22 protein-coding genes and 1 tRNA gene are annotated in these 23,675 nt (G+C 44.5%); 13 read left to right on the plus strand and 10 right to left on the minus strand.

The features are described 5' to 3' along the window. Nucleotide 1 precedes the first annotated feature (1 nt). Nucleotides 2–922 (plus strand): DMT family transporter, encoded by a 921-nt coding sequence (locus ACFSRY_RS07250; protein WP_377504644.1) that lies wholly within the window; start codon nt 2–4, stop codon nt 920–922. On the opposite strand, the gene ispE is transcribed toward ACFSRY_RS07250, so the two are convergent. After that, nucleotides 899–1,723, minus strand: a complete 825-nt coding sequence (gene ispE / locus ACFSRY_RS07255; protein WP_377504647.1) for a 4-(cytidine 5'-diphospho)-2-C-methyl-D-erythritol kinase — start codon at nt 1,721–1,723, stop codon at nt 899–901. The two genes, ACFSRY_RS07250 and ispE, sit on opposite strands and share 24 nt — an antisense overlap. Before the next feature lie 187 nt (nt 1,724–1,910). Here ispE and ACFSRY_RS07260 point away from each other — a divergent pair, with 187 nt between their 5' ends. Next, nucleotides 1,911–3,044, plus strand: a complete 1,134-nt coding sequence (locus tag ACFSRY_RS07260; RefSeq protein WP_377504650.1) for a DegT/DnrJ/EryC1/StrS family aminotransferase — start codon at nt 1,911–1,913, stop codon at nt 3,042–3,044. Between the two features lie 24 nt (nt 3,045–3,068). On the opposite strand, the gene ACFSRY_RS07265 is transcribed toward ACFSRY_RS07260, so the two are convergent. Beyond that, nucleotides 3,069–4,202, minus strand: a complete 1,134-nt coding sequence (locus ACFSRY_RS07265; RefSeq protein WP_377504653.1) for a trans-sulfuration enzyme family protein — start codon at nt 4,200–4,202, stop codon at nt 3,069–3,071. Nucleotides 4,203–4,372: 170 nt separating this feature from the next. Between ACFSRY_RS07265 and ACFSRY_RS07270 the strand changes: the two genes are divergently transcribed. The 3 genes from ACFSRY_RS07270 (at nt 4,373) to ACFSRY_RS07280 (ending at nt 7,294) form a co-directional block, all read left to right on the plus strand. Continuing rightward, nucleotides 4,373–4,909 carry a hypothetical protein gene (locus tag ACFSRY_RS07270; RefSeq protein WP_377504657.1) on the plus strand — a complete coding sequence of 179 codons (537 nt, stop codon included), beginning with the start codon at nt 4,373–4,375 and terminating at the stop codon, nt 4,907–4,909. 576 nt (nt 4,910–5,485) lie between these two features. Continuing rightward, nucleotides 5,486–6,466 carry an alpha/beta hydrolase family protein gene (locus tag ACFSRY_RS07275; protein ID WP_377504660.1) on the plus strand — a complete coding sequence of 327 codons (981 nt, stop codon included), beginning with the start codon at nt 5,486–5,488 and terminating at the stop codon, nt 6,464–6,466. A 63-nt stretch (nt 6,467–6,529) separates the two neighbouring features. Continuing rightward, on the plus strand, nt 6,530–7,294 hold the full coding sequence (locus ACFSRY_RS07280) for a hypothetical protein (protein WP_377504665.1): 765 nt from the start codon (nt 6,530–6,532) through the stop codon (nt 7,292–7,294). Between the two features lie 75 nt (nt 7,295–7,369). Here the strand turns inward: ACFSRY_RS07280 and atpC are convergent, their stop codons facing one another. The 3 genes from atpC to ACFSRY_RS07295 form a co-directional block, all read right to left on the minus strand. Continuing rightward, nucleotides 7,370–7,615 (minus strand): ATP synthase F1 subunit epsilon, encoded by a 246-nt coding sequence (atpC, locus tag ACFSRY_RS07285; RefSeq protein WP_377504668.1) that lies wholly within the window; start codon nt 7,613–7,615, stop codon nt 7,370–7,372. Nucleotides 7,616–7,709: 94 nt separating this feature from the next. After that, complete coding sequence (atpD, locus tag ACFSRY_RS07290) at nt 7,710–9,221, minus strand: F0F1 ATP synthase subunit beta (RefSeq protein ID WP_377504672.1); 1,512 nt, start codon at nt 9,219–9,221, stop codon at nt 7,710–7,712. Nucleotides 9,222–9,420: 199 nt separating this feature from the next. After that, nucleotides 9,421–9,651 carry a hypothetical protein gene (locus ACFSRY_RS07295; protein ID WP_377504675.1) on the minus strand — a complete coding sequence of 77 codons (231 nt, stop codon included), beginning with the start codon at nt 9,649–9,651 and terminating at the stop codon, nt 9,421–9,423. Between the two features lie 883 nt (nt 9,652–10,534). On the opposite strand from ACFSRY_RS07295, the gene ACFSRY_RS07300 reads away from it, so the two are divergent. From ACFSRY_RS07300 to ACFSRY_RS07320, 5 genes are all read left to right on the plus strand, one after another. Beyond that, a tRNA-Gln gene (locus ACFSRY_RS07300) sits at nt 10,535–10,607 on the plus strand. Nucleotides 10,608–10,774: 167 nt separating this feature from the next. Next, complete coding sequence (locus ACFSRY_RS07305) at nt 10,775–11,704, plus strand: ribose-phosphate pyrophosphokinase (protein ID WP_377504679.1); 930 nt, start codon at nt 10,775–10,777, stop codon at nt 11,702–11,704. 49 nt (nt 11,705–11,753) lie between these two features. Then, entirely contained in the window at nt 11,754–12,341 is a 588-nt protein-coding gene (locus tag ACFSRY_RS07310; RefSeq protein WP_377504682.1) for a 50S ribosomal protein L25/general stress protein Ctc, read from the plus strand. A gap of 141 nt (nt 12,342–12,482) precedes the next feature. Continuing rightward, the gene (gene pth, locus ACFSRY_RS07315; RefSeq protein WP_377505127.1) at nt 12,483–13,046 is read left to right on the plus strand and encodes an aminoacyl-tRNA hydrolase; all 564 of its coding nucleotides are present in this window, start codon (nt 12,483–12,485) and stop codon (nt 13,044–13,046) included. A gap of 125 nt (nt 13,047–13,171) precedes the next feature. Further along, nucleotides 13,172–14,434, plus strand: coding sequence for an MDR family MFS transporter (locus tag ACFSRY_RS07320; RefSeq protein ID WP_377504685.1), 1,263 nt, complete (start codon nt 13,172–13,174; stop codon nt 14,432–14,434). A 94-nt stretch (nt 14,435–14,528) separates the two neighbouring features. Here ACFSRY_RS07320 and metG read toward each other — a convergent pair whose 3' ends face one another. Then, nucleotides 14,529–16,568, minus strand: coding sequence for a methionine--tRNA ligase (metG, locus tag ACFSRY_RS07325; protein ID WP_377504688.1), 2,040 nt, complete (start codon nt 16,566–16,568; stop codon nt 14,529–14,531). A 141-nt stretch (nt 16,569–16,709) separates the two neighbouring features. Between metG and ACFSRY_RS07330 the strand changes: the two genes are divergently transcribed. Then, nucleotides 16,710–16,934 carry a hypothetical protein gene (locus ACFSRY_RS07330; RefSeq protein WP_377504691.1) on the plus strand — a complete coding sequence of 75 codons (225 nt, stop codon included), beginning with the start codon at nt 16,710–16,712 and terminating at the stop codon, nt 16,932–16,934. Nucleotides 16,935–16,986: 52 nt separating this feature from the next. Here the strand turns inward: ACFSRY_RS07330 and ACFSRY_RS07335 are convergent, their stop codons facing one another. The 3 genes from ACFSRY_RS07335 to msrB form a co-directional block, all read right to left on the minus strand. Beyond that, nucleotides 16,987–17,331, minus strand: coding sequence for a hypothetical protein (locus ACFSRY_RS07335; protein ID WP_377504694.1), 345 nt, complete (start codon nt 17,329–17,331; stop codon nt 16,987–16,989). Between the two features lie 116 nt (nt 17,332–17,447). After that, nucleotides 17,448–17,714 (minus strand): hypothetical protein, encoded by a 267-nt coding sequence (locus ACFSRY_RS07340; protein WP_377504697.1) that lies wholly within the window; start codon nt 17,712–17,714, stop codon nt 17,448–17,450. A gap of 96 nt (nt 17,715–17,810) precedes the next feature. After that, nucleotides 17,811–18,362: a peptide-methionine (R)-S-oxide reductase MsrB gene (gene msrB, locus ACFSRY_RS07345; RefSeq protein WP_377504700.1), complete on the minus strand. Its 552-nt coding sequence runs from the start codon at nt 18,360–18,362 to the stop codon at nt 17,811–17,813. A gap of 212 nt (nt 18,363–18,574) precedes the next feature. Between msrB and typA the strand changes: the two genes are divergently transcribed. Continuing rightward, a complete protein-coding gene (gene typA / locus ACFSRY_RS07350) occupies nt 18,575–20,386 on the plus strand; it encodes a translational GTPase TypA (protein ID WP_377504703.1) in 1,812 nt (603 codons plus the stop codon). Between the two features lie 97 nt (nt 20,387–20,483). On the opposite strand, the gene ACFSRY_RS07355 is transcribed toward typA, so the two are convergent. Beyond that, nucleotides 20,484–21,530 (minus strand): hypothetical protein, encoded by a 1,047-nt coding sequence (locus ACFSRY_RS07355; RefSeq protein ID WP_377504706.1) that lies wholly within the window; start codon nt 21,528–21,530, stop codon nt 20,484–20,486. 407 nt (nt 21,531–21,937) lie between these two features. On the opposite strand from ACFSRY_RS07355, the gene ACFSRY_RS07360 reads away from it, so the two are divergent. Next, entirely contained in the window at nt 21,938–23,530 is a 1,593-nt protein-coding gene (locus ACFSRY_RS07360; RefSeq protein ID WP_377504709.1) for a hypothetical protein, read from the plus strand. Nucleotides 23,531–23,675: the final 145 nt, after the last annotated feature.

A 23,675-nucleotide genomic window follows, 5' to 3' on the forward strand; every position in this document is an offset into this window, starting at 1 on the left:
CATGCCTCGCCTTAAAGACTTTTTCGAGCTGCACTTCATCGTGTTCCTGTGGGGTTTCACAGCTATACTTGGCAAGCTTATTACCATTCCGGCTGTTGAGCTTGTTGCGTTACGCACAGCCATAACGGCGTTGGCTATCGGTGCTATCATCTATAGAAGAGGTACCCCCTTCTGGATGGGAAGAGTGCAGGCGATAAAGCTGCTTGGGGTGGGCTTTACCATTGCCGCACACTGGATTCTATTCTTTGCGGCAGCCCGTGTTTCTTCAGTTTCCATTACGTTGGTGGGCATTGCTACCTGCAGCCTATGGACGGCTTTGCTGGACCCGCTGTTTAGTAAAACCCGGGTTAAGCCTCATGAGATTTTGCTTGCCCTGCTGGTAATCTTCGGCTTATACATTATCTTCCAGAACGAAACGAGCTTTGACAGCGTGCTTGGCATTACGATGGCCATTGGTTCAGCTTTACTCGGCTCTATCTTCACCATCATAAATGCGAAGCTGGCGAAAAGAATACCATCTACAACTATAACGGCTTACGAAATGACAGGGGCATGTTTGGGCACTGTACTTTTCTTTCCGTTCTACACCATGTACTTTACCGAGACCGGACAGCTGAATTTCAGCCTTACTTCTTTGGATTGGGTGTATTTACTTATTCTTGCGCTGGCCTGTACCGTTTATGCCTACACAGCCTCTGTGCGCCTGATGCAGCGCGTTACAGCTTATACCATGAACCTTACGGTAAACCTGGAGCCTATTTACGGAATTCTGCTGGCGCTCTTAATCTTTAAGGAAGACGAGCAGATGTCTGCAGGATTTTACCTGGGTGCGGGCATCATTCTGTTGAGTGTCTTTATTTACCCGATACTTGAAGCTTACGAAAAGCGACGAAAGAAATTAAAGCAGGCCTTTCCAGATTAAATAATGATCAGGGAAAGGGAAATCTATCGGTGCCTCTCCCTCAAACAATCCGTAGATTGCCGACCCCGAACCAGTCATGGAAGCATATAAAGCTCCCGCTTCATAAAGCTTCTCCTTTATAAAAGGCAGCTCTGGGTATTTGGGAAAAAGCGCTTTTTCAAAATCATTGACCAATATCTTTTTCCATACTTTCACGTCCTGCTTTAGCAACATCTCTAAGCTGCAGTCAGGCTGAGAAGGCTTGATACTGCCGTAAGCTTCTGCGGTAGTTATGTGGATGCCCGGATATACAATTACACAAGTATATCCTTTCAGATCAAGTGCTGCATCCATAAAAACATCTCCTCGTTCTGAAGCAATAACTGGCTTGTTTCGGACAAAGAACGCACAGTCGCTACCTAACTGGCGGGCATAATCCTCCAAAGCACCCGCTCTGAGGTCCAGCTCGAAGAGTTTGTTTAAAATACGAAGCGCGAAGGCCGCATCAGAAGAACCGCCACCCAGACCTGCTCCCATCGGGATGACCTTATGGAGGTGCATCTGCACAGGCGGCAGATTGAAGTCCTGTTGCAGAAGCTTATAAGCCTTCAGGCATAGGTTTGAATCTGGATCACCAGGCACTGGAAGACCTGTCATGTCAAAGCTGTTCCAGGCAGCAGGCAATATCTCCAACGCATCCATCCATTGCACAGGGTAAAAACAAGATAGTAGGTTATGAAAGCCATCTGCTCTTTTAGAAGTAACAAATAAGCCAATGTTAATTTTTGCGTTAGGGAAATCAAGCATGGTTATCAGAAGCATTTAAAGCTGCAAGCTATAAAATTGACCATAAACTTTATAGCGCTGCAACTAAATCTGAATTTTGTACGTGCTACGGCTATTAAAGTAAAGCAATTTCAGTATATTGAAGTAGAAAGCGCAGCACTCTTAAAGAACTCAGCCAGCTGCACCGTAACCGGTAACCAGCAAAAACGAACTAGATACAATAATGATTTACAGGCCAGGACGAATTTTCCTTTCGGTGCCGCAAATGGGTGGGCATGAGAAGAACTATGTGCAGAAAGCTATAGAGGACAATTGGGTAACCACTACCGGGCCTAACATTCCTGGTTTTGAGCACGACATATGCCAGCACACCAACTCCCGCCATGCTGTAGCCTTAAGCTCGGGTACGGCAGCCATCCATCTTGCACTGCGGGTGTTAGGCGTTGGTCCTGGGGATGAGGTACTCTGCTCCACTTTCACGTTTATTGCATCCGCTAATCCTATTCTTTACCTAGGGGCAACACCTGTCTTCATAGAGAGTGAAGCGGAGACCTGGAACATGTGCCCTGATACACTTCGGGCCGCTGTTGAGGCACGCCTGAAAGCTGGTAAAAAGCCCGCAGCTATTTTGCTTGTACACCTGTACGGGATGCCTGCCAAACTAAAAAAGATAATGGCAATTGCGGATGAGTATGAAATTCCTGTAGTGGAAGATGCTGCGGAAGCACTTGGCTCCAGGTACGGAGGCCACCAGGTAGGCACTTTCGGACGCGTTGGTATCTTTTCTTTTAACGGCAACAAGATAATTACAACATCAGGGGGTGGCGCTCTGATAACAGAAGATAAAGCTTTGGCTGAACAGGCCCGTTTCCTGGCAAACCTGGCAAAAGACCCTGCTCCTCATTACCAGCACTCCCAGATGGGTTATAACTACAGGCTTAGCAACATCAGCGCCGGTGTGGGTCGTGGTCAGATTGAGGTACTGGAAACCCGCGTAAAACAACGTAGGGAAGTTTTCAATTATTACCGGAAACAGTTAGGCCATATAGAAGGACTAGAGCTCTTAGCAGAACCTCACAAATGCTTCTCTAACCGTTGGCTTACCACCATACTCTTACCGGAAGGGCATACCCCTGAAAACATCAGGCTCACGTTGGAAGAGGAAAATATTGAGACAAGGCCTCTCTGGAAGCCAATGCACCTGCAACCTCTATTTGAGAACAACCTATACTTTGGCAATGGTCTTAGTGAAAATTTATTTAAGCGTGGATTGTGCCTGCCTAGCAGCAGCAGCCTCTCCGAAGAGGACCAGGAAAAAGTGATCAAGCATTTGAAGCGACTGTTGGAGGAAGTTTAAACCACTCCTCTTATAGCGCAAGATTTAAACCTGCGCCAGTGCCTGCTCCAAGTCAGCGATCAGTAATTCTGGTTCTTCAATACCTACTGAAAAGCGTATTACCCCTGTTGTAATTCCTTGCCTTTGCCGTAGCTCGTCGCTAAAAGAACGGTGAGATGTACCAGCAGGGTAAGAGATAGAAGAATCTACGCCTGCCAGCGATGGGGCAAAAGGTATATTTTGCAAGGCTTGCATAAACCGGTTAACTACCTCTGTCTCATCCTTTATTCTGAAACTCAACACACCGCCAAACATATCCTGGCCCTGCTTCTTTGCCAGTTTATGCTGCGGATGGTCTTCTAAACCAGGATACCACACCTGCTCCACCTTTGGATGCTGCTGTAGGTATCGGGCAATCTCTAAGGCGTTACTGCAATGCTGCTTCATGCGCAGACAAAGCGTTTTCAGCCCACGTGCTGCCAGCCACCCTTCAAAAGGACTAAGGTTTAAGCCATAGGTCATCATCACCTTCTGTACCCGCTGCAGCGCCTCCTGCTCCTTGCATATCACTACACCAGCTGTCACATCGCTGTGCCCGGACAAATACTTTGTAACACTATGAATTACCACATCAGCTCCTAATGCCAACGGCCTGGTAAGCACAGGAGTCGCAAACGTGTTGTCGATCACCAGTTTTATATCATGCTGTTTTGTTTCCTGTGCCAGCCGCTCCACATCCAACACCTGCAGCAGCGGATTACTCATGGTCTCAGCTAACAGCAGCTTAGTTTCGGGCCGTATATATTTTTGCAGGGAGTAGATACCCTCCATCGGCACATATGCCACTTCTATACCCATTCGCGTCAACTCCTGACTAAGCAAAGATGATGAACCGCCATAGATTTCTTCGGCACACAGCACATGATCACCAGCCTTACAAACCGCTAGCAATACTGCCAGTATAGCAGACATACCAGAAGATGTAACTACTGCCCCTGCCCCCTCTTCCAGTGCATTTACTTTCTGTGCTAGCTCATCCGTGTTAGGGTTACCATATCGTGTGTACATGTAGCTTTGTCCCGCCGGTTCACTGAAATATCGCTCCAGCGCATTAAGGTCATCGAAAGCAAAAACAGAGGTTTGGTAAATAGGAGTAGTTTTAGGATGGATGTGTGACATTACTGTAGCATAAATTTTACCTTAAGTTAAAGAGGAATTTAATACCTTGTTAAAGAATAGTGTTTGGTTCTGTTATTTATTTTGAAAATGATAATTTCCTACTCCATCAATAGTGCAGATAGTAGGAGTAGATACTCCTGCTATCCGCTAGTTGTATGCAAGCTTAAGTAATGGAAATATCTACAAGAAGTATAAAGTCAAATATTTTTGAGACAGCCCTTGCGTTCCTAGTCTTGCTTGCCGTTGTTTTCTCCATAATCAACTTAATTGAAATAGATGGTGAACCAATAGGCAATCCTTTTGCTCAATATTATTCTAATCCAGTAATAAGAAGAATACAGTTTTTAGAATTTATTTCTTATAGTTGTTTCTTGCTACTATTTACGCTTCTCTGTTTTGATAAGTACAGAAAGAATATAGCTGTTCTAATCGGCTACTTAACTTCAGCATTTGCGATTGCAGCTTTACAATGGTATGAACTATATTATGGTTCTACCTTCTATTACGGAGAGGTAAGAGACAAACAGGGATTAGGATTTCCTGTCTTCAGCTCCTTCATGGTGACACTAATAATTTGGAAAGTAAATTATTCTAAAAACAGAGATGTAGATTTAACAATAAAGCTTGTACTGACAGGAATTATAAACTTTAGTTTGTACCAGCTTTACGGACAAGTTTATGAATCATGGAAGTTGTGGCAGTCATAAAATGAAAAAGCCTGCATACAACAAAGTATAGCAGGTTGCTTCGGCTTACGCCTTGCCATCTGCTATACCAACACGTTGTAGCACATTGGAATTAAGAAAAAGGATAAATGAGTTTGTTTGATTATACCTACTTATGCATCTATTCAGTTGTACCAAGGAATGCAATTCTAGGGCGTAATCAAGTAAGCTCGACGCTACATTCAACTTGTTTGTCAATACTTTGTCTGAGCTTGTTGCTTTTGCTTGCTACCGACAAACTTTTTAGCATGAGTACGAATGAGCTTGCAGTAATCGTAGCAGTAATATTTTTGTTTAACTTTCTCTTTAGTAGAAAGTATTTTCTTAATTATTCGAAGCAAAGAGAAGTGTTAAACAAGCACAATACTTCGAATAAGGCTTTACTTAAGTTACTTGGAGTTTTTCAGTTGATATTCGTGTATGGACTATTCATTGGAACAGTAGTCTTTATTACTATAAATAGAAGATAAAAACAACATGGTACATAAGCCAAGCCTCGGCTGACGCCTCGCTATCTGCTGCACGAGTGACGTTAGCGTTTATTAACACAATTTAAAAATGAAGAAAGCTCTACTACTTCTGTTTCTTATTCCGCTTCTATCGCATGGCCAAAAGTTGAATAAACAGGGGCTAGAAGAATATTATCTTTTAGACAAAGGTGATACTGTCAATTTTTATATTTACAACCCGGAAAAGTTAAAGAAAACAAAGGTTTTTCTGTACCTGCAGGGTTCCAAACCAGCCCCTATGATAAGCAGTACTGACAGTGCGGAGTGCTGTTTCAATAATTTCCCGAAGTCTGTAATGAAACTCTTTCCGAAGGAGTATGCCTTTGTTTATATCCAGAAGGTAGGGGTACCTTATTACGCCAACACAGACCACTATGAGGCTAGCGCTAAATTCAAAGAAAGGAACAACGTACTAGACAGGGCCGAGGTGGCTAGCAAAGTGCTGAACTTTGTGGTTGCTAAACTTTACCCAAAAGCGCAAGTTGTCGCTGTCATGGGGCACTCAGAAGGAAGCGATGTGGCTGCACGCTTGGCAGTCATCAACAAAAAAGTAACGCATCTAGGCTTTGCTTCTGGAAACGGAGCCCCGCAGATGTTTAACGACATTTTGTTCATCAGGCGTAAAATGCACAGCGGGGAAATAAGTGCAGAGGAGGCCCAAACACAGCTTGATGCTTACTTTACAGGCATGGAAAGTGTGTTTAAAAGTCCCAGTTCTGTTACCGGAACTTTTAGAGGCGACACCTATAAATGGCACTACTCTATCAACCAGCCCCCGATAGAGAACCTTTTGAAGCTGAAGATTCCTATCTTCCTGACAATAGGGAGTAATGATGAAGCCGTGCCTATAGAAGCATCGGACTACATAAAATCTGAGTTTGTTCGCCTACAGAAGAGTAATCTGACCTACAAGGTATACCCCAACAGCAACCATAGCTATGTCGAGCTTTTGCTTAATGGAGAATCCATGGACCATTGGTTGGAGCTATGCGATGACTTTGCTGAATTTATAGAAAACAACAGCCGCTAACCTAGCACATGAGCTAAGCTTCGCCTCGCTCACCTCATGCACGAGCACCATTTTAACTTAAAAATGAGAAAGATTTTAGTTTTGATTCTATCTGCTCTTTACACGAGCTGCTCTGAACCTAAGCCAAAGGTTGTCTATGACAATGCTCAGCAACAAACAGAGGCAGAAGACCCAATAATATTTGACAGTACGGCAATAGTAGTAGCCAGTCTACCAATCCACTTTGATAGTACTTCTTATCTGATTCACCCGATCGGACAACATTCTGCTGGTAACCGAGGAGTCAGTGTATACATGAGTTCTTATGATTCGGGCACCAGCGGGGTTGCAGTTGCTTATAGAAATGGCCACGAGATTTCAGGAAACCTTGATAATTTAAAGTTTCAGCACGTCGACTCTGCTAGCTTCACTTCATTAACAAAAAGGCAGATCAAGATCCGTTCTTTCACTTTTCTCCGTTCTGTCTTTGACTCCACCCAAAAACAGTTGCTCTTGTACAGCCTTACTGATAAGGATAGCAACAAGGACAGGAAGTTAGACTCCGAAGACATTGAGTCATTGTATATAAGTAGCATTAACGGATCCAATTTCAAAAAACTGTCTCCCGATCTACAAGAGCTTGTTGAATGGCAGGTAATTGACGTACAAAAAAGGTTATACATTATTACCTCCGAAGATATTGATAAGAATGGTGAGTTTAACAGGATTGATCAGCTACATTATTTTTATGTGGATCTGGCAGGCGAGAACATCAATGTTATAGAGTATTATCCCATTGAAAAAATAGATAGTGTGCCTACATCAGCCATAGCTAATCGAAAGAAGTAAGAACTTGCTCTCTAAAACAAAAGCGCCTCCTGCTCAAAAGAACAGGAGGCGCTTTTTTAGTCTTTTATATATCAACTAAGCGATTACTGACTCTGCAAGTACAATAATCTTGTTGTTAAGTACTTCTACCACACCACCGTCAACGGTATAGAATTCCTGGCCTTTGTTGGTAGTGACACGGATCTGACCCTTATCCAAGGTACTGATAAGCGGGGCGTGCGAGTCCAGAACCTCAAAAGAGCCTTTAGCTCCTGGAAATTTTGCTGATACTACCTCACCGGCAAAAACCTTTTTATCAGGTGTGATTATCTCTAAATACATTTTTATTAGTTATGAGTTTAGAGTTAAGAGTAGAAAGTCAGATATGGAACTACCACTCTTAACTTTCAACCCTTAACTTTTAACTAATTCAAACTTATTTTGCTTCAGCAAGCATTTTCTCACCTTTAGCAACAGCGTCTTCGATAGTACCTACAAGGTTGAAGGCTGCCTCAGGAAGGTGGTCATACTTACCGTCCATGATCTCGTTAAAGCCTTTGATAGTGTCTTTGATATCAACAAGAACACCTTTAAGGCCTGTAAACTGCTCTGCCACGTGGAAAGGCTGAGATAAGAAACGCTGTACACGACGTGCTCTGTGTACTACTAACTTATCCTCATCAGAAAGTTCATCCATACCAAGGATGGCAATGATATCCTGAAGTTCTTTGTAGCGCTGCAGGATCTCTTTCACACGCTGTGCAGTGTTGTAGTGGTCATCACCAACAACCTCTGGCGTCAGGATACGGGAAGTAGAGTCAAGAGGGTCTACGGCAGGGTAAATACCAAGCTCAGAGATTTTACGTGAAAGTACTGTAGTAGCATCCAAGTGAGCGAACGTTGTCGCAGGAGCCGGGTCAGTTAAGTCATCGGCAGGTACGTAAACGGCCTGTACCGAAGTAATAGAACCACGCTTAGTAGACGTAATACGCTCCTGCATGGCACCCATTTCAGTTGCCAGCGTTGGCTGGTAACCCACCGCAGATGGCATACGACCAAGAAGGGCCGACACCTCAGAACCTGCCTGTGTGAAACGGAAGATGTTATCCACGAAGAAAAGGATATCACGACCAGCATCGCTAGAGCCAGGCTCACCATCACGGTAGTATTCCGCCATAGTAAGACCAGAAAGAGCTACACGCGCACGCGCCCCAGGAGGCTCGTTCATCTGACCGAAAACGAAGGTAGCTTTAGATTCTTTAAGCTCTTCTAAATCTACTTTAGAAAGATCCCAGCCACCGTGCTCCAGAGACTCAAGGAACTCTGCACCGTATCTTACGATTCCAGCTTCAATCATCTCACGAAGTAAGTCGTTACCCTCACGAGTACGCTCACCAACACCGGCAAATACAGAAAGTCCACCGTGTGCTTTCGCAATGTTATTGATAAGTTCCTGGATCAATACTGTTTTACCTACACCGGCACCACCGAACAAACCGATCTTACCACCTTTGGAATAAGGCTCAATAAGGTCGATAACTTTGATACCTGTGTAAAGAACTTCAGACGAAGTTGCAAGATCCTCGAAACGTGGTGCTGATCTGTGGATTGGCAAACCACCAGTGCTCACAGGCTGAGGAATACCGTCTATGGCTTCGCCAATTACGTTGAAAAGACGACCTTTGATGCCTTCGCCTGTCGGCATTTGAATAGGACCACCCAAGTCAACTACTTCTACGCCACGGCTAAGACCTTCTGTAGAGTCCATCGCAATGGTACGTACACGATCTTCGCCAAGGTGCGTCTGACACTCCAGTATTACTACCTGGCCATTGTCTTTAGTCACTCGAAGGGCATCCAAAATGTTTGGTAGCTTAGTATTCTCACCCGCAAAGCTAACGTCCACAACAGGACCGATAACCTGGGTAATTCTGCCAATATTTGCCATCTGACTTATTTATATTGATAAACTAGTGTTACGGAGTTATTTCAGGGTGCAAAACTAATGGATAAATCTCTTATATCCATACAACCCTTTAAAAAGTTTTGCCACTTTATTGTAACACTGCTTTTTACAAGCACAGGCAGGTATTTAGTAAAGGTGCAGGTACCGCATCTTAAACAACAAACCGTCTTATTGTGCTCTTTTAAAGCGTCTTGAGCAGTTCTATCTGCTCATCATTCAGCAGGATATACCTATTGTTAAAGGGATTAGCAAAAAACTTCTCACAGATTACATATTCCCCTGATTTAAGCTTATGAATATTGTAGCTAAACAGGCTGTTTGAACGCTCGATCACCAACTCTGTGGTACTCAGATCTAGTTGCTTGCCACAAGTTGTGGTAATTATATCAGGATTAGCAATTATGGTAGGCATAATATTATTATAGTCTTGGCATATCCTTTACGCACAATTGCTTTTCAAGTGTCACCGGTTTCAAAGAAAAACAAATTTAATTATCCACAACTCTCTTCTTATACTTATCATTATAAAAACGGAGATTATAACGTATAGTCCTGCTGTACTCTTAAAGCATAAGTTCTTATGCTTGCTGGTCCGTTTGAACAAGGGAGGAGCCGGATTACTGACAAAACAAGAGATGCTCTTGGGAACAAAGCAAATAAAACAACACGTGCTTTCCACAAGACAGGTGACCTTATAGTATAGTTGAGGAAGCTCGATAGAATATGATGTCTTCTAATTACCTGTTCCCTTACCACGAGATGAAACTTTCCTCTGTTTCATACTTTAGTGTGGATGCTAAAATAAAAGCATAAAAATTTAAGGAGAAAAGTTAGTTCACATATACTCGTTATGTCCGCATACCATAAAACAGGTGCAGGTTTATACATCGCCCTGCCAGAGTATGGAGTATGGAGTATGGAATATTGAATGAGTTAAGGGACACTATAGATACAGATAAAATTTTAGAAAATGATGCTCCCTTTTTAAAGAATACAGCACCGTGTAGTTGTTCCTGTTACTTAAGAACAGCAGCCTTCCCTTTAGAAAGTATTTAAAAATAAATGCGTGAAATTCACTCTATTAGACAAAAAAGCAGGCTCTATATGCTATAAAAACAGTCATCTTTTACACTCTGTTTCAGTGGCAAAAAGCACTACGACAAAGCGCCAGAGCATTTTTTAGAAGAAAATATCTAAAAAAATTTAGTGCAATTGTTTGCAGTTTAAAATCGTCTCTCTATCTTTGCATCACCAAACGACAAAGGGGCCTTTGCACCAGAGTTTAGTAGGAAGATTGTCCGATGGTGTAACTGGCAACACGTCTGATTTTGGTTCAGAAGAGTCCAGGTTCGAGCCCTGGTCGGACAACTTAAAAAGAACAACATCCGCAACGGGTGTTGTTCTTTTTTGCTTATACAGCAGGTATAAGTTATTTAATATCAGAAATATATGGTGTCAAGTATCAGGAATTTTGGTAGCTTTGCAGGCATAATAAACTAAACCTAAACCCTCACACTTTAGCTTTTAGCATCCTTATGCCACAAGTAAAAATATTTTCTGGTTCTGCTTCCAGGTACTTAGCCGAGAAAATTGCTGCCGCTTACGGCACCACACTAGGCGACTTAAGCATATCGCGTTTCAGTGATGGTGAAATCGGAGTGCATTTTAATGAGTCGGTGCGCGGCGCGGAAGTTTTTATTGTTCAGTCTACGTTTCCACCAGCTGATAACCTGATGGAGCTTATGCTGTTAGTAGATGCCGCCAAGCGTGCTTCTGCTCACAAAGTAATTGTGGTGATGCCTTATTATGGCTATGCCCGCCAGGACAGGAAAGATAAGCCACGCGTTTCTATAGGAGCTAAGGTATTGGCTAATGCCATACAATCCTGTGGAGCCGACCGCTTAATGACCTGCGACCTGCATGCCGGCCAGATTCAGGGTTTCTTTGACATTCCGGTAGATCACCTGGATGGTTCTGCCATTTTTGTGCCTTACCTCAGAAGTCTGAACCTGGGCTCTGATTTGATCTTCGCTTCACCTGACGTAGGTGGCGTGGTTAGAACAAGGGCTTTCGCCAAAAATTTTGGTTCGGAAATGGTTGTCTGCGACAAGCATCGTAAACGTGCCAATGAGATTGCCTCGATGCAGGTGATCGGTGATGTAGAGGGTATGGATGTAGTTTTGGTAGACGACATGGTGGATACAGCAGGTACCATCACAAAGGCAGCGCAGCTGCTGAAAGACAAGGGGGCAAAATCGGTTCGAGCCATTGCAACACATCCGGTGCTTTCCGGTCCGGCTTATGAGCGAATAGAGAGCTCTGTTTTAGAAGAACTTGTTGTGTCGGATACAATTCCGTTAAAACAGGAGTGTTCTAAAATCAAAGTACTCTCCTTCTCGGAGCTATTCGCCCGAGCGATCAACAATGTGGTTACACACGAATCGATTAGTTCACTATTTATTTAATAAGGCTATACTTTTGTAGCAATAAACATTTTTTAACAAATTCATTTTTATGAAAACTTTAGAGATTATAGGGTTTAAAAGAGCAAATCTCGGCAAGCAGCAGTCTAAAGATCTGCGCAATGAGTCTTTTGTACCAGGTGTACTTTATGGCGGTGAAGAGCAGGTACATTTCTATGCACCAGCTATCCTGTTCAGAGACTTAGTTTATTCTCCAGAAGTATACGAGGTAGACCTGAACATTGAAGGCACGCACTACAGAGCGATCATGCAGGATGTACAGTTCCACCCGGTAAACGAAATGCTTCTGCACGTTGACTTTCTTCAGCTTCAGGAAGACAAGCCTGTTAAAATCGAAATCCCTGTTAAAATGGTAGGTAACTCTCCAGGTGTAATGCTTGGTGGTAAGCTTGTAACTAAGCTTCGTAAGCTTAAAGTGAAAGCACTTCCTGCTAACCTTCCAGATTATATCGAGGTTGACATTTCTGATCTTGAGCTTGGTAAGTCTATCAAGGTTAACAAGATCAAAGGTGGTGACTATGAGATCTTAACAAATCCACTTGCTCCGGTAGCTACAGTTACTATTCCACGTGCGCTTAAGAGTGCTCAGATGGAAGAAGCTCGTGCTGGTAAGAAATAATCAAAACACTGCTTTAACACATCAAATCCTGCCCTGCCTACAAAGCGGGGCAGGATTTTTTGTTTTAAATTTACTGGAATGCTGAAAGCTATAAAGAATTGGCTGGGCACCTCCCCTGCCACTACTGATGAAGATATAAGTATGAAATACCTGATCGTGGGCCTGGGAAACATTGGCCCTGAATATGCTGAAACGCGCCACAATATTGGTTTTATGGTACTGGATTACCTGGCGAAGAAACACGAAGCCCAATTTGACACAGGCCGCCATTCCTTCGTAACCGAGATCAAAACCAAAGGCCGCACTTTTGTGCTAGTCAAGCCAACTACCTATATGAACCTAAGCGGTAAAGCAGTGCAGCATTGGCTTACCTCTTTAAAGCTGCCTGTAGAGCAAATGATGGTAGTTACAGATGACATTGCGCTTCCGTTTGGAAAAGTCCGCATCCGCACCAAAGGCAGCGCCGGTGGCCATAACGGATTAAAGCACATCGAGCAGACCCTTGGGCACAATAATTACCCACGCCTGCGGTTTGGCGTAGGCGACAATTTTCATAAGGGTAAGCAAGTAGATTATGTACTTAATAAATTCAGCGAGGATGAGCAGATAGAACTGCAAACACTTATTGAGAAGTCTGCTGATGCAGTGATCGCTTTTGGCACTATTGGCATTGAGCGGACCATGAACCAGTATAATACCAAGTAAACTGCCTCAGACATAGCCTCACTAAACGATGACCTGGTGAGGCTATGTTTTGTTTTTTTAAGTTCTCGGTTAGACCTATCAATATACTGGCTAAATTTGCCTACTGCTGCCCTACGCTACCAACTATGAAAAGAATACTCCTCCTCTACCGCAACGCTTTTGGCGGCCTCTCCAAGCCTGCCTGGATGATGTCATTGGTGATGCTGATAAACCGTAGCGGCTCTATGGTTACGCCTTTCCTGAGCCTCTACGTAACGGATATGCTTGGTTACAGCCTTCAGGAAGCCGGTATCATCCTCAGTATTTATGGCATGGGCTCCGTTTGTGGCTCTTTTCTGGGAGGGTGGCTAACAGACAGAATCGGGCATTTCAGGGTGCAGTTTGTGGCCCTCACACTTGGTGGCTTACTGTATTTTGTACTCCTTAATTTAAGGCAGTTCGAATATTTGGCAGTAGGGGTCTTTATACTTAGCCTTGTTAACGACACCTTGCGGCCAGCTAACTCTGCCTCCATTGCCTACTATGCCCGTCCCGAGAATATGACGCGTGCCTTTTCGCTCAACCGCATGGCTATTAACCTGGGGTTCTCGGTAGGTCCTGCTATAGGCGGTTTTCTCGCAGCTCTCTCTTACCACTGGCTGTTTATAGCAGATGGGGTCACTTGTATTGCAGCGGGTATCTTCTTCTTCCTGTACTTCCGTAACCAGCAGGGGCACCGGCCTAAACGACCGAACAAAGAGGATCAGGCAACGGCTCCTGCCGCCCGTTCTCCCTACAAAGACAGTTATTTCATACTCTTTGCTATCCTGTGCAGCTGCTTTGCAACCATTTTCTTCCAGCTTTTCTCTACGTTGCCGCTTTATTACAGGCAAGTCTACGTCCTGTCGGAAATCAACATTGGCGCACTGATGGCTCTTAATGGTTTGATTGTTTTTTTTCTGGAGATGATCATTGTCTACCTGCTGGGCGAGAAGGCTAAAAAATCTGTACTTATTGCAGCGGGTGTCCTGCTGCTTGGCGCCTCTTTCGCACTTCTCAACCTGGTGCAGCACCTGAGCGTGCTCTACATTTCCATGCTGCTGCTAAGTATTGCCGAGATACTCGCCATGCCCTTTATGGCAACAATATCTGTCGAGCGGTCAGAGGTTAGCACCCGTGGGGCATACATGGGGCTCTACACGATTTCATACGCTGCGGCGCATGTGATTGCACCGTTTCTAGGCACTACCGTTATCGCTGCCTATGGATTTCCCACCCTTTGGTGGGCCACAGGGGTCTTGGCAGTGCTCACTGCCTTGGGATTGTATTGTGTGGTAGGCAAAATTGAACACGACAGGCTAAAGCAACAGCCGGTTTTAGCAGCCGGAGGAAGCATGTTAGCAGGTTAAGCGCTCACTGAAACAGGCCAGATATAAAAAATCCTCACAGTTTTTAAACCTGTGAGGATTTTTTGACTAACAGCAGGAGTTGCAGCAAGTATATTTATGAAACGCCTCCTCCATTTACGATCTGTTTGCTTGGCTGAACAAAAGCAAGGGAACCATCTGCATTTTCAGCCATCAGGATCATTCCCTGGCTAGTGATGCCTTTGATTTCACGTGGAGCCAGATTCACAAGTATGCTCACCTGCTGCCCGATTATATCCTCCGGCATAAAGAACTCAGCAATACCGCTAACAACCGTACGCTGATCAATGCCGGTATCGATCTTCAGCTTCAGGAGCTTTTTGGTTTTGGCTACCTTTTCGGCTTCCAGAATAGTACCGATGCGGATATCTATTTTAGAAAACTCCTCAAAAGTGATGTTTTCCTTCGCTGGTTCAGCAACAGCATTCGCTAACTCGTTCGCCTTTTTTGTATCTAATAGCTTTTGTACCTGCGCCTCTACATCTGCATCCTCTACTTTTTCAAACAACAGCTCAGGCTTTCCTATTACATGCCCTGCTGGCAGCATCTCTGCAGAGCCAGTATCGGCCCACATAGCAGGATTCATGTTCAGCATGGTTCGTAGCTTACCTGCAGAAACCGGAAGGAACGGCTCCATCAGGATGGCTAGGCTACCTGATATCTGCAGCGCTATGTTCATGATGGTTTTCACACGCTCCGTATCAGTTTTGATCAGCTTCCATGGCTCAGTGTCTGCCAGGTACTTATTACCAAGACGGGCGAGGTTCATCAACTCACTTAACGCATCTCTGAACCGGTAGCGCTCGATATAGGTAGCGATAACCATTGGCATTCCTTTAAGCACCTCCAGTACCTCCTTGTCATAGTCATGCAGGTTGTTTGTGGCAGGCACCACCCCATCGTAATACTTCTGAGTTAGCACCACCGCACGGTTGATGAAGTTACCCAGAATAGCAAGTAGCTCATTATTGTTACGCGCCTGGTAATCTTTCCAGGTAAAGTCATTGTCTTTAGTTTCCGGTGCATTGGCGCAAAGCACGTAGCGCAAAACATCGCTTTTGCCTTCAAAATCCTGAAGATACTCATGCAGCCACACAGCCCAGTTGCGAGAGGTGGATATCTTGTCACCCTCCAGGTTCAGGAATTCGTTTGCCGGCACGTTATCCGGAAGGATATAATCCCCATGTGCCTTCAGCATACTCGGGAAGATGATGCAATGGAACACAATATTATCTTTCCCAATAAAGTGCACCAGCTTTGTTTCCTCATCTTTCCAGTATTTCTCCCAGTCTGGAGTTAAAGCTTTAGTGGCAGAAATGTAACCGATTGGCGCATCGAACCATACATACAGCACTTTACCCTCTGCTCCCTCTACCGGTACCGGTACACCCCAGTCTAAATCGCGGGTAACGGCGCGTGGCTGAAGCCCCTGATCTATCCAGCTCTTGCACTGGCCATACACGTTCGGCTTCCAGTCTCCCTTATGCCCTTCCACAATCCATTCGCGAAGCCATGGCTCATACTCATTCAGGGGCAGGTACCAGTGCTTTGTTTCGCGCAGCACCGGTGGCTCCCCGCTTAACGTACTCTTTGGGTTGATCAGATCGGTTGCATTTAGGGAAGTACCGCAGCTTTCGCATTGGTCTCCGTAGGCGCTGTCGTTACCGCATTTAGGACAAGTGCCTATGATGTAGCGGTCAGCCAGGAACTGCTGGGCCTTTTCATCGAAGTACTGCTGTGTGGTCTGCTCTACGAATTTTCCCTCCGTGTATAGTTTCCTGAAGAAATCAGAGGCAGTTTCATGGTGAATAGCAGAAGAAGTGCGGTCATACACATCAAACGATACATCAAAATCCTGGAAAGACTTCCTGATCAGTTCGTGATACTTATCTACAGCCTGCTGCGGGGTGATGCCCTCTTTTTTAGCACGTATAGTAATTGGCACACCGTGCTCATCAGATCCACAGATAAACTTCACGTCGCGGCCCTGCAGGCGCAGGTAGCGCACATAAATATCAGCAGGCAGGTAAACCCCGGCCAGGTGACCAATGTGAACCGGGCCATTGGCATAAGGTAATGCTGCTGTTACAGTATAGCGTTTTGGTGTATTTGTCATGTTTCGTCTTAAAAAAGCAAATATACGAATAGCGAACGGATTGCGCCGCCTTCGGCTCCTAAAGTGGTAAAATACCGGCTTAAGCCCTGACTTCTCTCCGTTTTTTCCGTAGACAGAACATCACCTAATCTATACTTTGAGATGAAGCAAAACGATAACTTCCGAACCACCAAGCATGATGGAGACAGCCTGGGCGAAAAAGGCAAAGATGAAAAATTGCAGAAGAACCCCGCTCCAAAAGAGGCAGACAGAGAATCGGCCATGACACCCAAAGAGAATGAAGTTTATGTAGACCTGGAGCCAGATGAATTACACTTAGGAGATGAAGAGGCCGAAGAGGTAAATCAGAAGAAAAAAAAGAAGTAACAATTCCTCTAAATAAAAGGCCCCGGACTAACAGTAGTCCGGGGCCTTTTATTTACTCCTGGTTTACCCGAATGGGCCGTACCACAGGCCTGATCGGCCAGTAAATGTTATGTCTCGTGGAATCTATCGGAGAATAAGGCAACTGCAAAGGTCGTAATGCATTAGGCGTCATGGCTGCTTTGTTCCTGTCAAACTGCTCAATGTTTCGCTTACGATTTATCTCACTTGCCTCCTGATCCATCCGCTCCCGAAGATCCGCCTGTGCATTACCTCTAAAGCGAACCCGCTCATCTACTACCGGTCCTGGTGGTAAGCTTTCCTGCCCCTCTGAAAGTGAAGTGCAGCCGACAAGTACTAAGATTATTACACCTAAGGTAAATTTTATATAAGTTTCCATACTTCTTCGTTAGTTAATTTGCACTCATGTAAAGGTGAGTTCCTATTTTTATATACGAAGAAGAGTCTTGTTTGCCTATTTCAGCACCGATCCCTGCTTAGCGGAATGGCTCATAACTATTCATTTTTGCCCCATACCTTTTCATGTCCAACCTGCGTCAGCATCAAACCATCCGGAGCAGGATTGATATATCCTTCCTTAGCTAAGTGGTGCTCAGCCTCTTTTTGCACGTCTTTGTAGTGAGGGTAACGCTCCTGTAGGTACGGGTATAGTTGCTGGTAGTGCAGCACAGAGCCTCCACGCACTCTAAATTCTTTGAAGGCATCAATGATACACTGTGCGGTATTCTCAATATTTTCTGCTTCTGAATGTAATTCTGCCATAGTTTTATCTTTTAAGTTTAAGTTTAAAGTACGGCAGGCTTTGTAAGATTGTTAGTTGTAAGAACCCTGAAATGAAAAGGAGTTAACTCACGATGTTTACTTTTTCGCTTCAAAATCTAGCGCAACAGAGTTAAGGCAGTAACGCAGGCCAGTCGGCTCTGGGCCATCCGGAAAAACATGCCCTATATGAGAGCCGCAGCGCGCGCATTCTACTTCTGTTCTTACCATGCCCATAGTTATGTCTTCTACTTCTTTCACTCTTTCTTTAGCGATAGGTGCATAAAAACTTGGCCATCCGGTGCCGGATTCGAACTTGGTATAAGAGGTAAACATTGGATTATGGCAGGCGGCACAATAATAAATACCTTCTTTTTTATTGCTGTTGTACTCATTCCTAAAGGGTGTTTCTGTTCCTTCCTCGCGCAGTACATAAAACTCTTCCTGGGTAAGTTCCTCGCGCCACTCCTCTTCAGACTTGACGACCGTATCCTGCAGTGTTTCGCTGTTGAGTGCCTGTTTCACATAATCTGGCAAGGGCTCATCACCGGCAAGGGCTGTTGAGATTGCAACATCATTGGAAGTTTCTTGTTGGGCGCATGCAAAAAAGTTCAGCGCCGCTATCATGCATATAAATTGTACCGTTTTCATACTTATACTTACGGGGTAACAGCCTGTCTGGCTTTAACTTTTATAAATTCATAACTACTTATGAAACAAACTTTAATGCGCTGGTGTTTGACTCTTAGCCCGTAAAAAGCTGGCATTACATAAATTAATCTTATCATAACCTGTTTATTTCGAGCGAACTAGTGAAAGTATGAACCCTTTTTAGTACTTTTGCGGCTCGAAAAATCAATTCAATGCAAAATATTCGAAATATTGCGATCATCGCACACGTAGACCACGGCAAGACAACGCTCGTGGACAAGATCATCCATGCTTCTAAGCTATTCGCAGAGCACCAGCAGTTTGACGACCTTATTCTGGACAACAACGACCTGGAGCGCGAGCGTGGCATCACGATCGTTTCTAAGAACGTGTCGGTTCGTTATAAAGACGTTAAGATCAACATCATCGACACCCCTGGTCACGCCGACTTTGGTGGTGAGGTAGAGCGTGTTCTTAAAATGGCTGACGGTGTACTACTATTAGTAGATGCTTTTGAAGGAGCCATGCCACAGACACGTTTCGTACTAGGTAAAGCTATTCAGCTTGGCCTGAAGCCGATTGTGGTGGTAAACAAAGTAGACAAGGAAAACTGCCGCCCGGATGAGGTGCACGAGCAGGTGTTCGACCTGATGTTCAACCTGGATGCGACAGAAGACCAACTGGACTTTACAACCCTTTATGGTTCGTCTAAGCAGGGTTGGATGAGCACCGACTGGATGCAGCCAACTGACAACATTACGCCGTTGCTTGATGCTATCATTGATGTGATACCTCCTGCTCCTCACCGTGAAGGTACGCCGCAGATGCAGATCACGTCTCTTGATTATTCTTCTTTTGTGGGCCGTATCGCGATTGGTCGCGTTCACCGTGGTACCTTAAAAGAAGGTATGCCTATCGCGCTTTGCAAAGCAGACGGTACTATCAAAAAAGGTAAAATTGCCGAACTTCAGGTTTTTGAAGGCCTTGGCCGTAAGAGCGTTGCAGAAGTATCAGCCGGCGAAATCTGCGCTATAACTGGTATCGATGGTTTCGACATCGGTGATACTATTGCTGATGCGGAGAACCCTGAGCCACTGCAGCGTATCTCTATAGATGAGCCAACGATGAACATGTTGTTCACGATCAACAACTCTCCTTTCTTCGGTAAAGAAGGTAAGTTCGTAACATCACGTCACCTTCGTGATCGTCTGTTTAAAGAAACTGAGAAAAACCTGGCACTACGCGTACAGGAAACCGACCGTGAAGATACTTTCTTGGTATTCGGTCGTGGTATCCTTCACTTGTCAGTACTGATCGAAACTATGCGCCGTGAAGGCTATGAGCTTCAGGTTGGTCAGCCGCAGGTAATTTATAAAGAAATTGATGGTGTTCGTTGCGAGCCTATTGAGCACATGGTTGTTGACGTTCCTGAAGAAACTGCCGGTAAGGTAATTGAACTGGTAACGCAGCGTAAAGGTGAGCTTACGATCATGGAGCCTAAGGGAGACCTGCAGCACCTGGAGTTCAACATTCCTGCGCGTGGCTTGATCGGTCTGCGTAACAACGTACTGACAGCTACTGCTGGTGAAGCAATCATGAACCACCGTTTCATGGCTTACGAGCCGCACAAAGGCAACATCCCAGGTCGTATTAACGGTTCTATCATCTCTATGGAGCAGGGTCCGGGAACGGCTTACTCAATCGATAAACTTCAGGACAGAGGTGTATTCTTCGTTGATCCGGGTGTAGATGTTTACATGGGCCAGGTAATTGGTGAGCACAGCCGCCAGAACGATATCACGGTTAACATCCAGAAAGGTAAGAAGCTGACAAACATGCGTGCTTCCGGTTCTGATAACAACGTGAAGATCGCTCCTGCCAAGAAGTTCTCTCTGGAAGAAGCCATGGAATACATCCAGAAAGATGAGTTGCTGGAAGTAACTCCTAAAAGCATCCGTATGCGCAAGATTTACTTAGATGAGAACGAGCGTAACCGCATGCGTAATAAAGAAGAAGTAGCTTAGTTTTAAGCAACTAATAATAAAAATGCCTGCCGCTGAAAAGTGGCAGGCATTTTTATTATATCTCATACTTCAAAAAGAAGTATTTTAATTTCTACTCTTAAACGTGCCGTACAGCGTCATCTCCGGCAACAACTAAATCTTTTGGCTCTCCTACCTTACCACCTACTGCCGCTGCGATAGCACCAAGTAGCAACCCAAAGAAGGCATAGATAGCGGCTTTCGACACAGCATCAGCAACACTTCCTCCTATCTGCTGTGCACGCTGTCCTATTTGAGCTCGTGTTTCTTTGAACTGGGTCTTGGCCTGCTCATAGGTAGATATCCAGCTATTTACAACTTCTGTTGCTTCTTCCCTGCTTTTACCAGTGCGTGCCATAACTACATTTACGGCGGCCTCCTTGTCTGCTGCGCTCGCAATATCAGAGCCCTGCCCGTATAACCTGTTCATTACCTCATCAAATGTAGAGCCAGCTGACTGTGGATCTGCAGCGGCCTCGCCTGCCTGATTTTGCACGGCATTACCTGCTTGCCTTGCTTCCTGCTCAATATTCTCAGGCTGCAACTCAGGCTTACCGGTTTGTTGCAATATCTGTCGTGCCTCCTGCTTTATTGTCTGAAAGTCAACACCACTGCTCTCCAATCTTGACTGCACAGCCTCTGCAGCCTGCGGAGCAACAGCCGCAATTCCTTGCCCGGCAAGAGAAAGTGTATCTCCTACAACACTTCCAACTCCGCTTACCACTCTACCTACCGCCGTTGTTAACAAATAAAATGTCAGAAGTGTAAACAAGCTCCAGGTCAGGATACCATGCAAAATGCTATCGAATCCGGTTGGCATACCTGCCAATCGCCCTGCTACCCAGCCACCTGCAAAAAGAGAAACAAGCATACTTACAATCCACCAGATTAAAGTACCTGTTCCCAGACCAGACATAGGATTCTGTTCCTCAACCGGATCAATAGAGCCGATACCGATGCCAAGACCTAGCAAGCTAAGGGTAAGCTGCAACACCAAGGCTACTACAAGCCCAGCAAACACAGCACCCCATGAAATTCTTTTAATAGTACTTAATCCTGCAACTGGTCTGTAACCTGCATATGGAGCCGCTCTGTACTCCCTTTTATCGTGTAAATTATCTTCCATAGTTATATTAATTTGATTTTCAACAATATAAGATGTAACGCAATGGACTCAAACAGGTTATATTTCCCCATTCATCAACCTGCAACGGGGCTTATAGTTAGTACTGGAGCGCCAGACTTTTACCTTTGAAAGCACCTAATAACCTAGGTAATATTATAACACGTCCTGCTTCACTTTGAAAGTTTGTACTCCAGTGCACATAAAAAAGAAACTAACACTACAGAGGCTCAACTCTTCAACTCACTACCTGACAATTTTACTCCTTTCCAGCATTCTTCCTTACCTACTTTTTCAGACCATCTACTAAACTACAAATAGTACTGACTTGCCTGTACAGCCCATTCACTTGAAAACATTCTACTGTTTTTACGTTAGATAGAGCGGATTAAATTGAATAAAGCTTATATATGAAAATACGCCTCTGGCAAATTGTATTCGTTTTGCTGATCACGTTATCAACTGGCTGTGTCCGCAAAAATTTCTTTGCTGATACACCAGTTGTTGATCCCAAGGTATATGAAAAGCTTAAAGAAGCCCCTCAATCCGTAGATAGTGTCACGGTAAAGGCCGGCAAGCATTACAAGCGCGGATTTCTGCACAATACCTTTTGGGGCAACCATTACCGGCCTGTCTGGAACGCACCTGTTACTGTGCCCGTTTTTGATATGGATTCCACGAAGGGTGGCCTAACCATTGAAAAACTAGGCGGTGGTTTTCAAACAACCAGTATCACTTTAAAAGACGATGAAGGTTATTTATACGCCCTTCGCTCTATAGATAAGGACCCAAAACTTGTTTTACCCAAAATATGGCGTAGCACCTTTGTATTGAATATTCTTCGGGATCAGACATCAGCCATAAATCCTTATGGTGCTTTTATTCTGCCTCCCTTAGCCAACGCTGCAGGTATACCTCATTCCAAACCTGAACTGGTGTATGTCCGGCCCAACGACACCAGCTTTGGTGAGCATCAGGAAAGATTCAGTGACAGGCTTTTTATGATTGAAGAAAAATATGACGATGATGGCAGTTTTCCTGAACCGGTGAGTGGAGCCGACGACATTGTTAGTTCTGGAAACATGCTCAACAACCGCTTCGAAGAGGATGATCATTTTATTGATCAGAAAGCATTTGCAAAAGCACGTTTATTTGACATAATGGTGAACGACTGGGACAGGCATGAAGGGCAATGGGAATGGGCAGAATACGAAAAGGGCGGAGAGCATATTTACAGGCCTATACCCAAAGACCGGGATAATGTTTTCTTTGAATTTCAGGATGGTATAATTCCATGGCTTTTCAGCCGTAACTGGGGCATACGAAAATTTGAATCCTTTGATGATGAATTCAATGACATTTATGCTCTTATGATAAATTCGAAGTTCATTGATGAAAGAGCCTTATCAGAACTCACCAGACAAGAGTTTGACTCTATTGCCAAAGAGTTACAAGCCGCTATCACTGATAGTGTAATTGCAACGGCCGTTCAGCAGTTTCCTGATTCTGTTTACCAGCTGGTAGGAGAAAGCACGAAGCACAAATTGATGAGCCGCAGAGACAAATTAGATGAAGCTGCCAACAAGTTCTATGAAATTCTGGCAAAGGAAGTACTGATAATAGGCACCGACGAAGAAGATAAATTTATTGTAGAGCGCCTGGATGATGAGAGAACAGAGGTAACTGTAAAACGTCAGTCTGACGGTAAAGTAGTTTACCACCGTGTTTTTCTTCGCTCCGAAACCAAACTAATTACTTTACATGGATTGGCTGAAGATGATACGTTTGAGATAAGCGGAAAGGTAAACAAAGGAATTAAACTGAAGATTGTAGGGGGCAGAGGCGAAGATGTGATAAAGGATGAATCAAATGTAAAGGGCGGGAGTAAAAAGACATGGGTGTATGATACTAAAAGAGGCACAGAGCTGGAGGCTGGCCCCACAACTAAAGACAAGCGAACGAATGATGTGCGCGTACACGCTTTTGATCGGGAAGGCTTCTGATTAGTAGCTTGTGCTATAGCCACAGGTCCAAATACCTAGTAAGACACTTCATATCTATGAAAAGCACCCTTAAGGAGCTGGATAATAATAGAAATTCTGAATGGAAGCACCTGTCATGCAGGTGCTCTCTGCGTTTACTATGCTC

It is taken from the genome of Pontibacter locisalis (genome assembly GCF_042684605.1).
In the GTDB taxonomy this organism is placed as follows: Bacteria; Bacteroidota; Bacteroidia; order Cytophagales; family Hymenobacteraceae; genus Pontibacter; species Pontibacter locisalis.

Coding starts and splice junctions, on each gene's coding strand:
- ACFSRY_RS07250 (WP_377504644.1), top strand. CDS start 2: ATGCCTCGCCTTAAAGACTTTTTCGAGCTGCACTTCATCGTGTTCCTG.
- ispE (WP_377504647.1), bottom strand. CDS start 1,723: ATGCTTCTGATAACCATGCTTGATTTCCCTAACGCAAAAATTAACATT.
- ACFSRY_RS07260 (WP_377504650.1), top strand. CDS start 1,911: ATGATTTACAGGCCAGGACGAATTTTCCTTTCGGTGCCGCAAATGGGT.
- ACFSRY_RS07265 (WP_377504653.1), bottom strand. CDS start 4,202: ATGTCACACATCCATCCTAAAACTACTCCTATTTACCAAACCTCTGTT.
- ACFSRY_RS07270 (WP_377504657.1), top strand. CDS start 4,373: ATGGAAATATCTACAAGAAGTATAAAGTCAAATATTTTTGAGACAGCC.
- ACFSRY_RS07275 (WP_377504660.1), top strand. CDS start 5,486: ATGAAGAAAGCTCTACTACTTCTGTTTCTTATTCCGCTTCTATCGCAT.
- ACFSRY_RS07280 (WP_377504665.1), top strand. CDS start 6,530: ATGAGAAAGATTTTAGTTTTGATTCTATCTGCTCTTTACACGAGCTGC.
- atpC (WP_377504668.1), bottom strand. CDS start 7,615: ATGTATTTAGAGATAATCACACCTGATAAAAAGGTTTTTGCCGGTGAG.
- atpD (WP_377504672.1), bottom strand. CDS start 9,221: ATGGCAAATATTGGCAGAATTACCCAGGTTATCGGTCCTGTTGTGGAC.
- ACFSRY_RS07295 (WP_377504675.1), bottom strand. CDS start 9,651: ATGCCTACCATAATTGCTAATCCTGATATAATTACCACAACTTGTGGC.
- ACFSRY_RS07305 (WP_377504679.1), top strand. CDS start 10,775: ATGCCACAAGTAAAAATATTTTCTGGTTCTGCTTCCAGGTACTTAGCC.
- ACFSRY_RS07310 (WP_377504682.1), top strand. CDS start 11,754: ATGAAAACTTTAGAGATTATAGGGTTTAAAAGAGCAAATCTCGGCAAG.
- pth (WP_377505127.1), top strand. CDS start 12,483: ATGAAATACCTGATCGTGGGCCTGGGAAACATTGGCCCTGAATATGCT.
- ACFSRY_RS07320 (WP_377504685.1), top strand. CDS start 13,172: ATGAAAAGAATACTCCTCCTCTACCGCAACGCTTTTGGCGGCCTCTCC.
- metG (WP_377504688.1), bottom strand. CDS start 16,568: ATGACAAATACACCAAAACGCTATACTGTAACAGCAGCATTACCTTAT.
- ACFSRY_RS07330 (WP_377504691.1), top strand. CDS start 16,710: ATGAAGCAAAACGATAACTTCCGAACCACCAAGCATGATGGAGACAGC.
- ACFSRY_RS07335 (WP_377504694.1), bottom strand. CDS start 17,331: ATGGAAACTTATATAAAATTTACCTTAGGTGTAATAATCTTAGTACTT.
- ACFSRY_RS07340 (WP_377504697.1), bottom strand. CDS start 17,714: ATGGCAGAATTACATTCAGAAGCAGAAAATATTGAGAATACCGCACAG.
- msrB (WP_377504700.1), bottom strand. CDS start 18,362: ATGAAAACGGTACAATTTATATGCATGATAGCGGCGCTGAACTTTTTT.
- typA (WP_377504703.1), top strand. CDS start 18,575: ATGCAAAATATTCGAAATATTGCGATCATCGCACACGTAGACCACGGC.
- ACFSRY_RS07355 (WP_377504706.1), bottom strand. CDS start 21,530: ATGGAAGATAATTTACACGATAAAAGGGAGTACAGAGCGGCTCCATAT.
- ACFSRY_RS07360 (WP_377504709.1), top strand. CDS start 21,938: ATGAAAATACGCCTCTGGCAAATTGTATTCGTTTTGCTGATCACGTTA.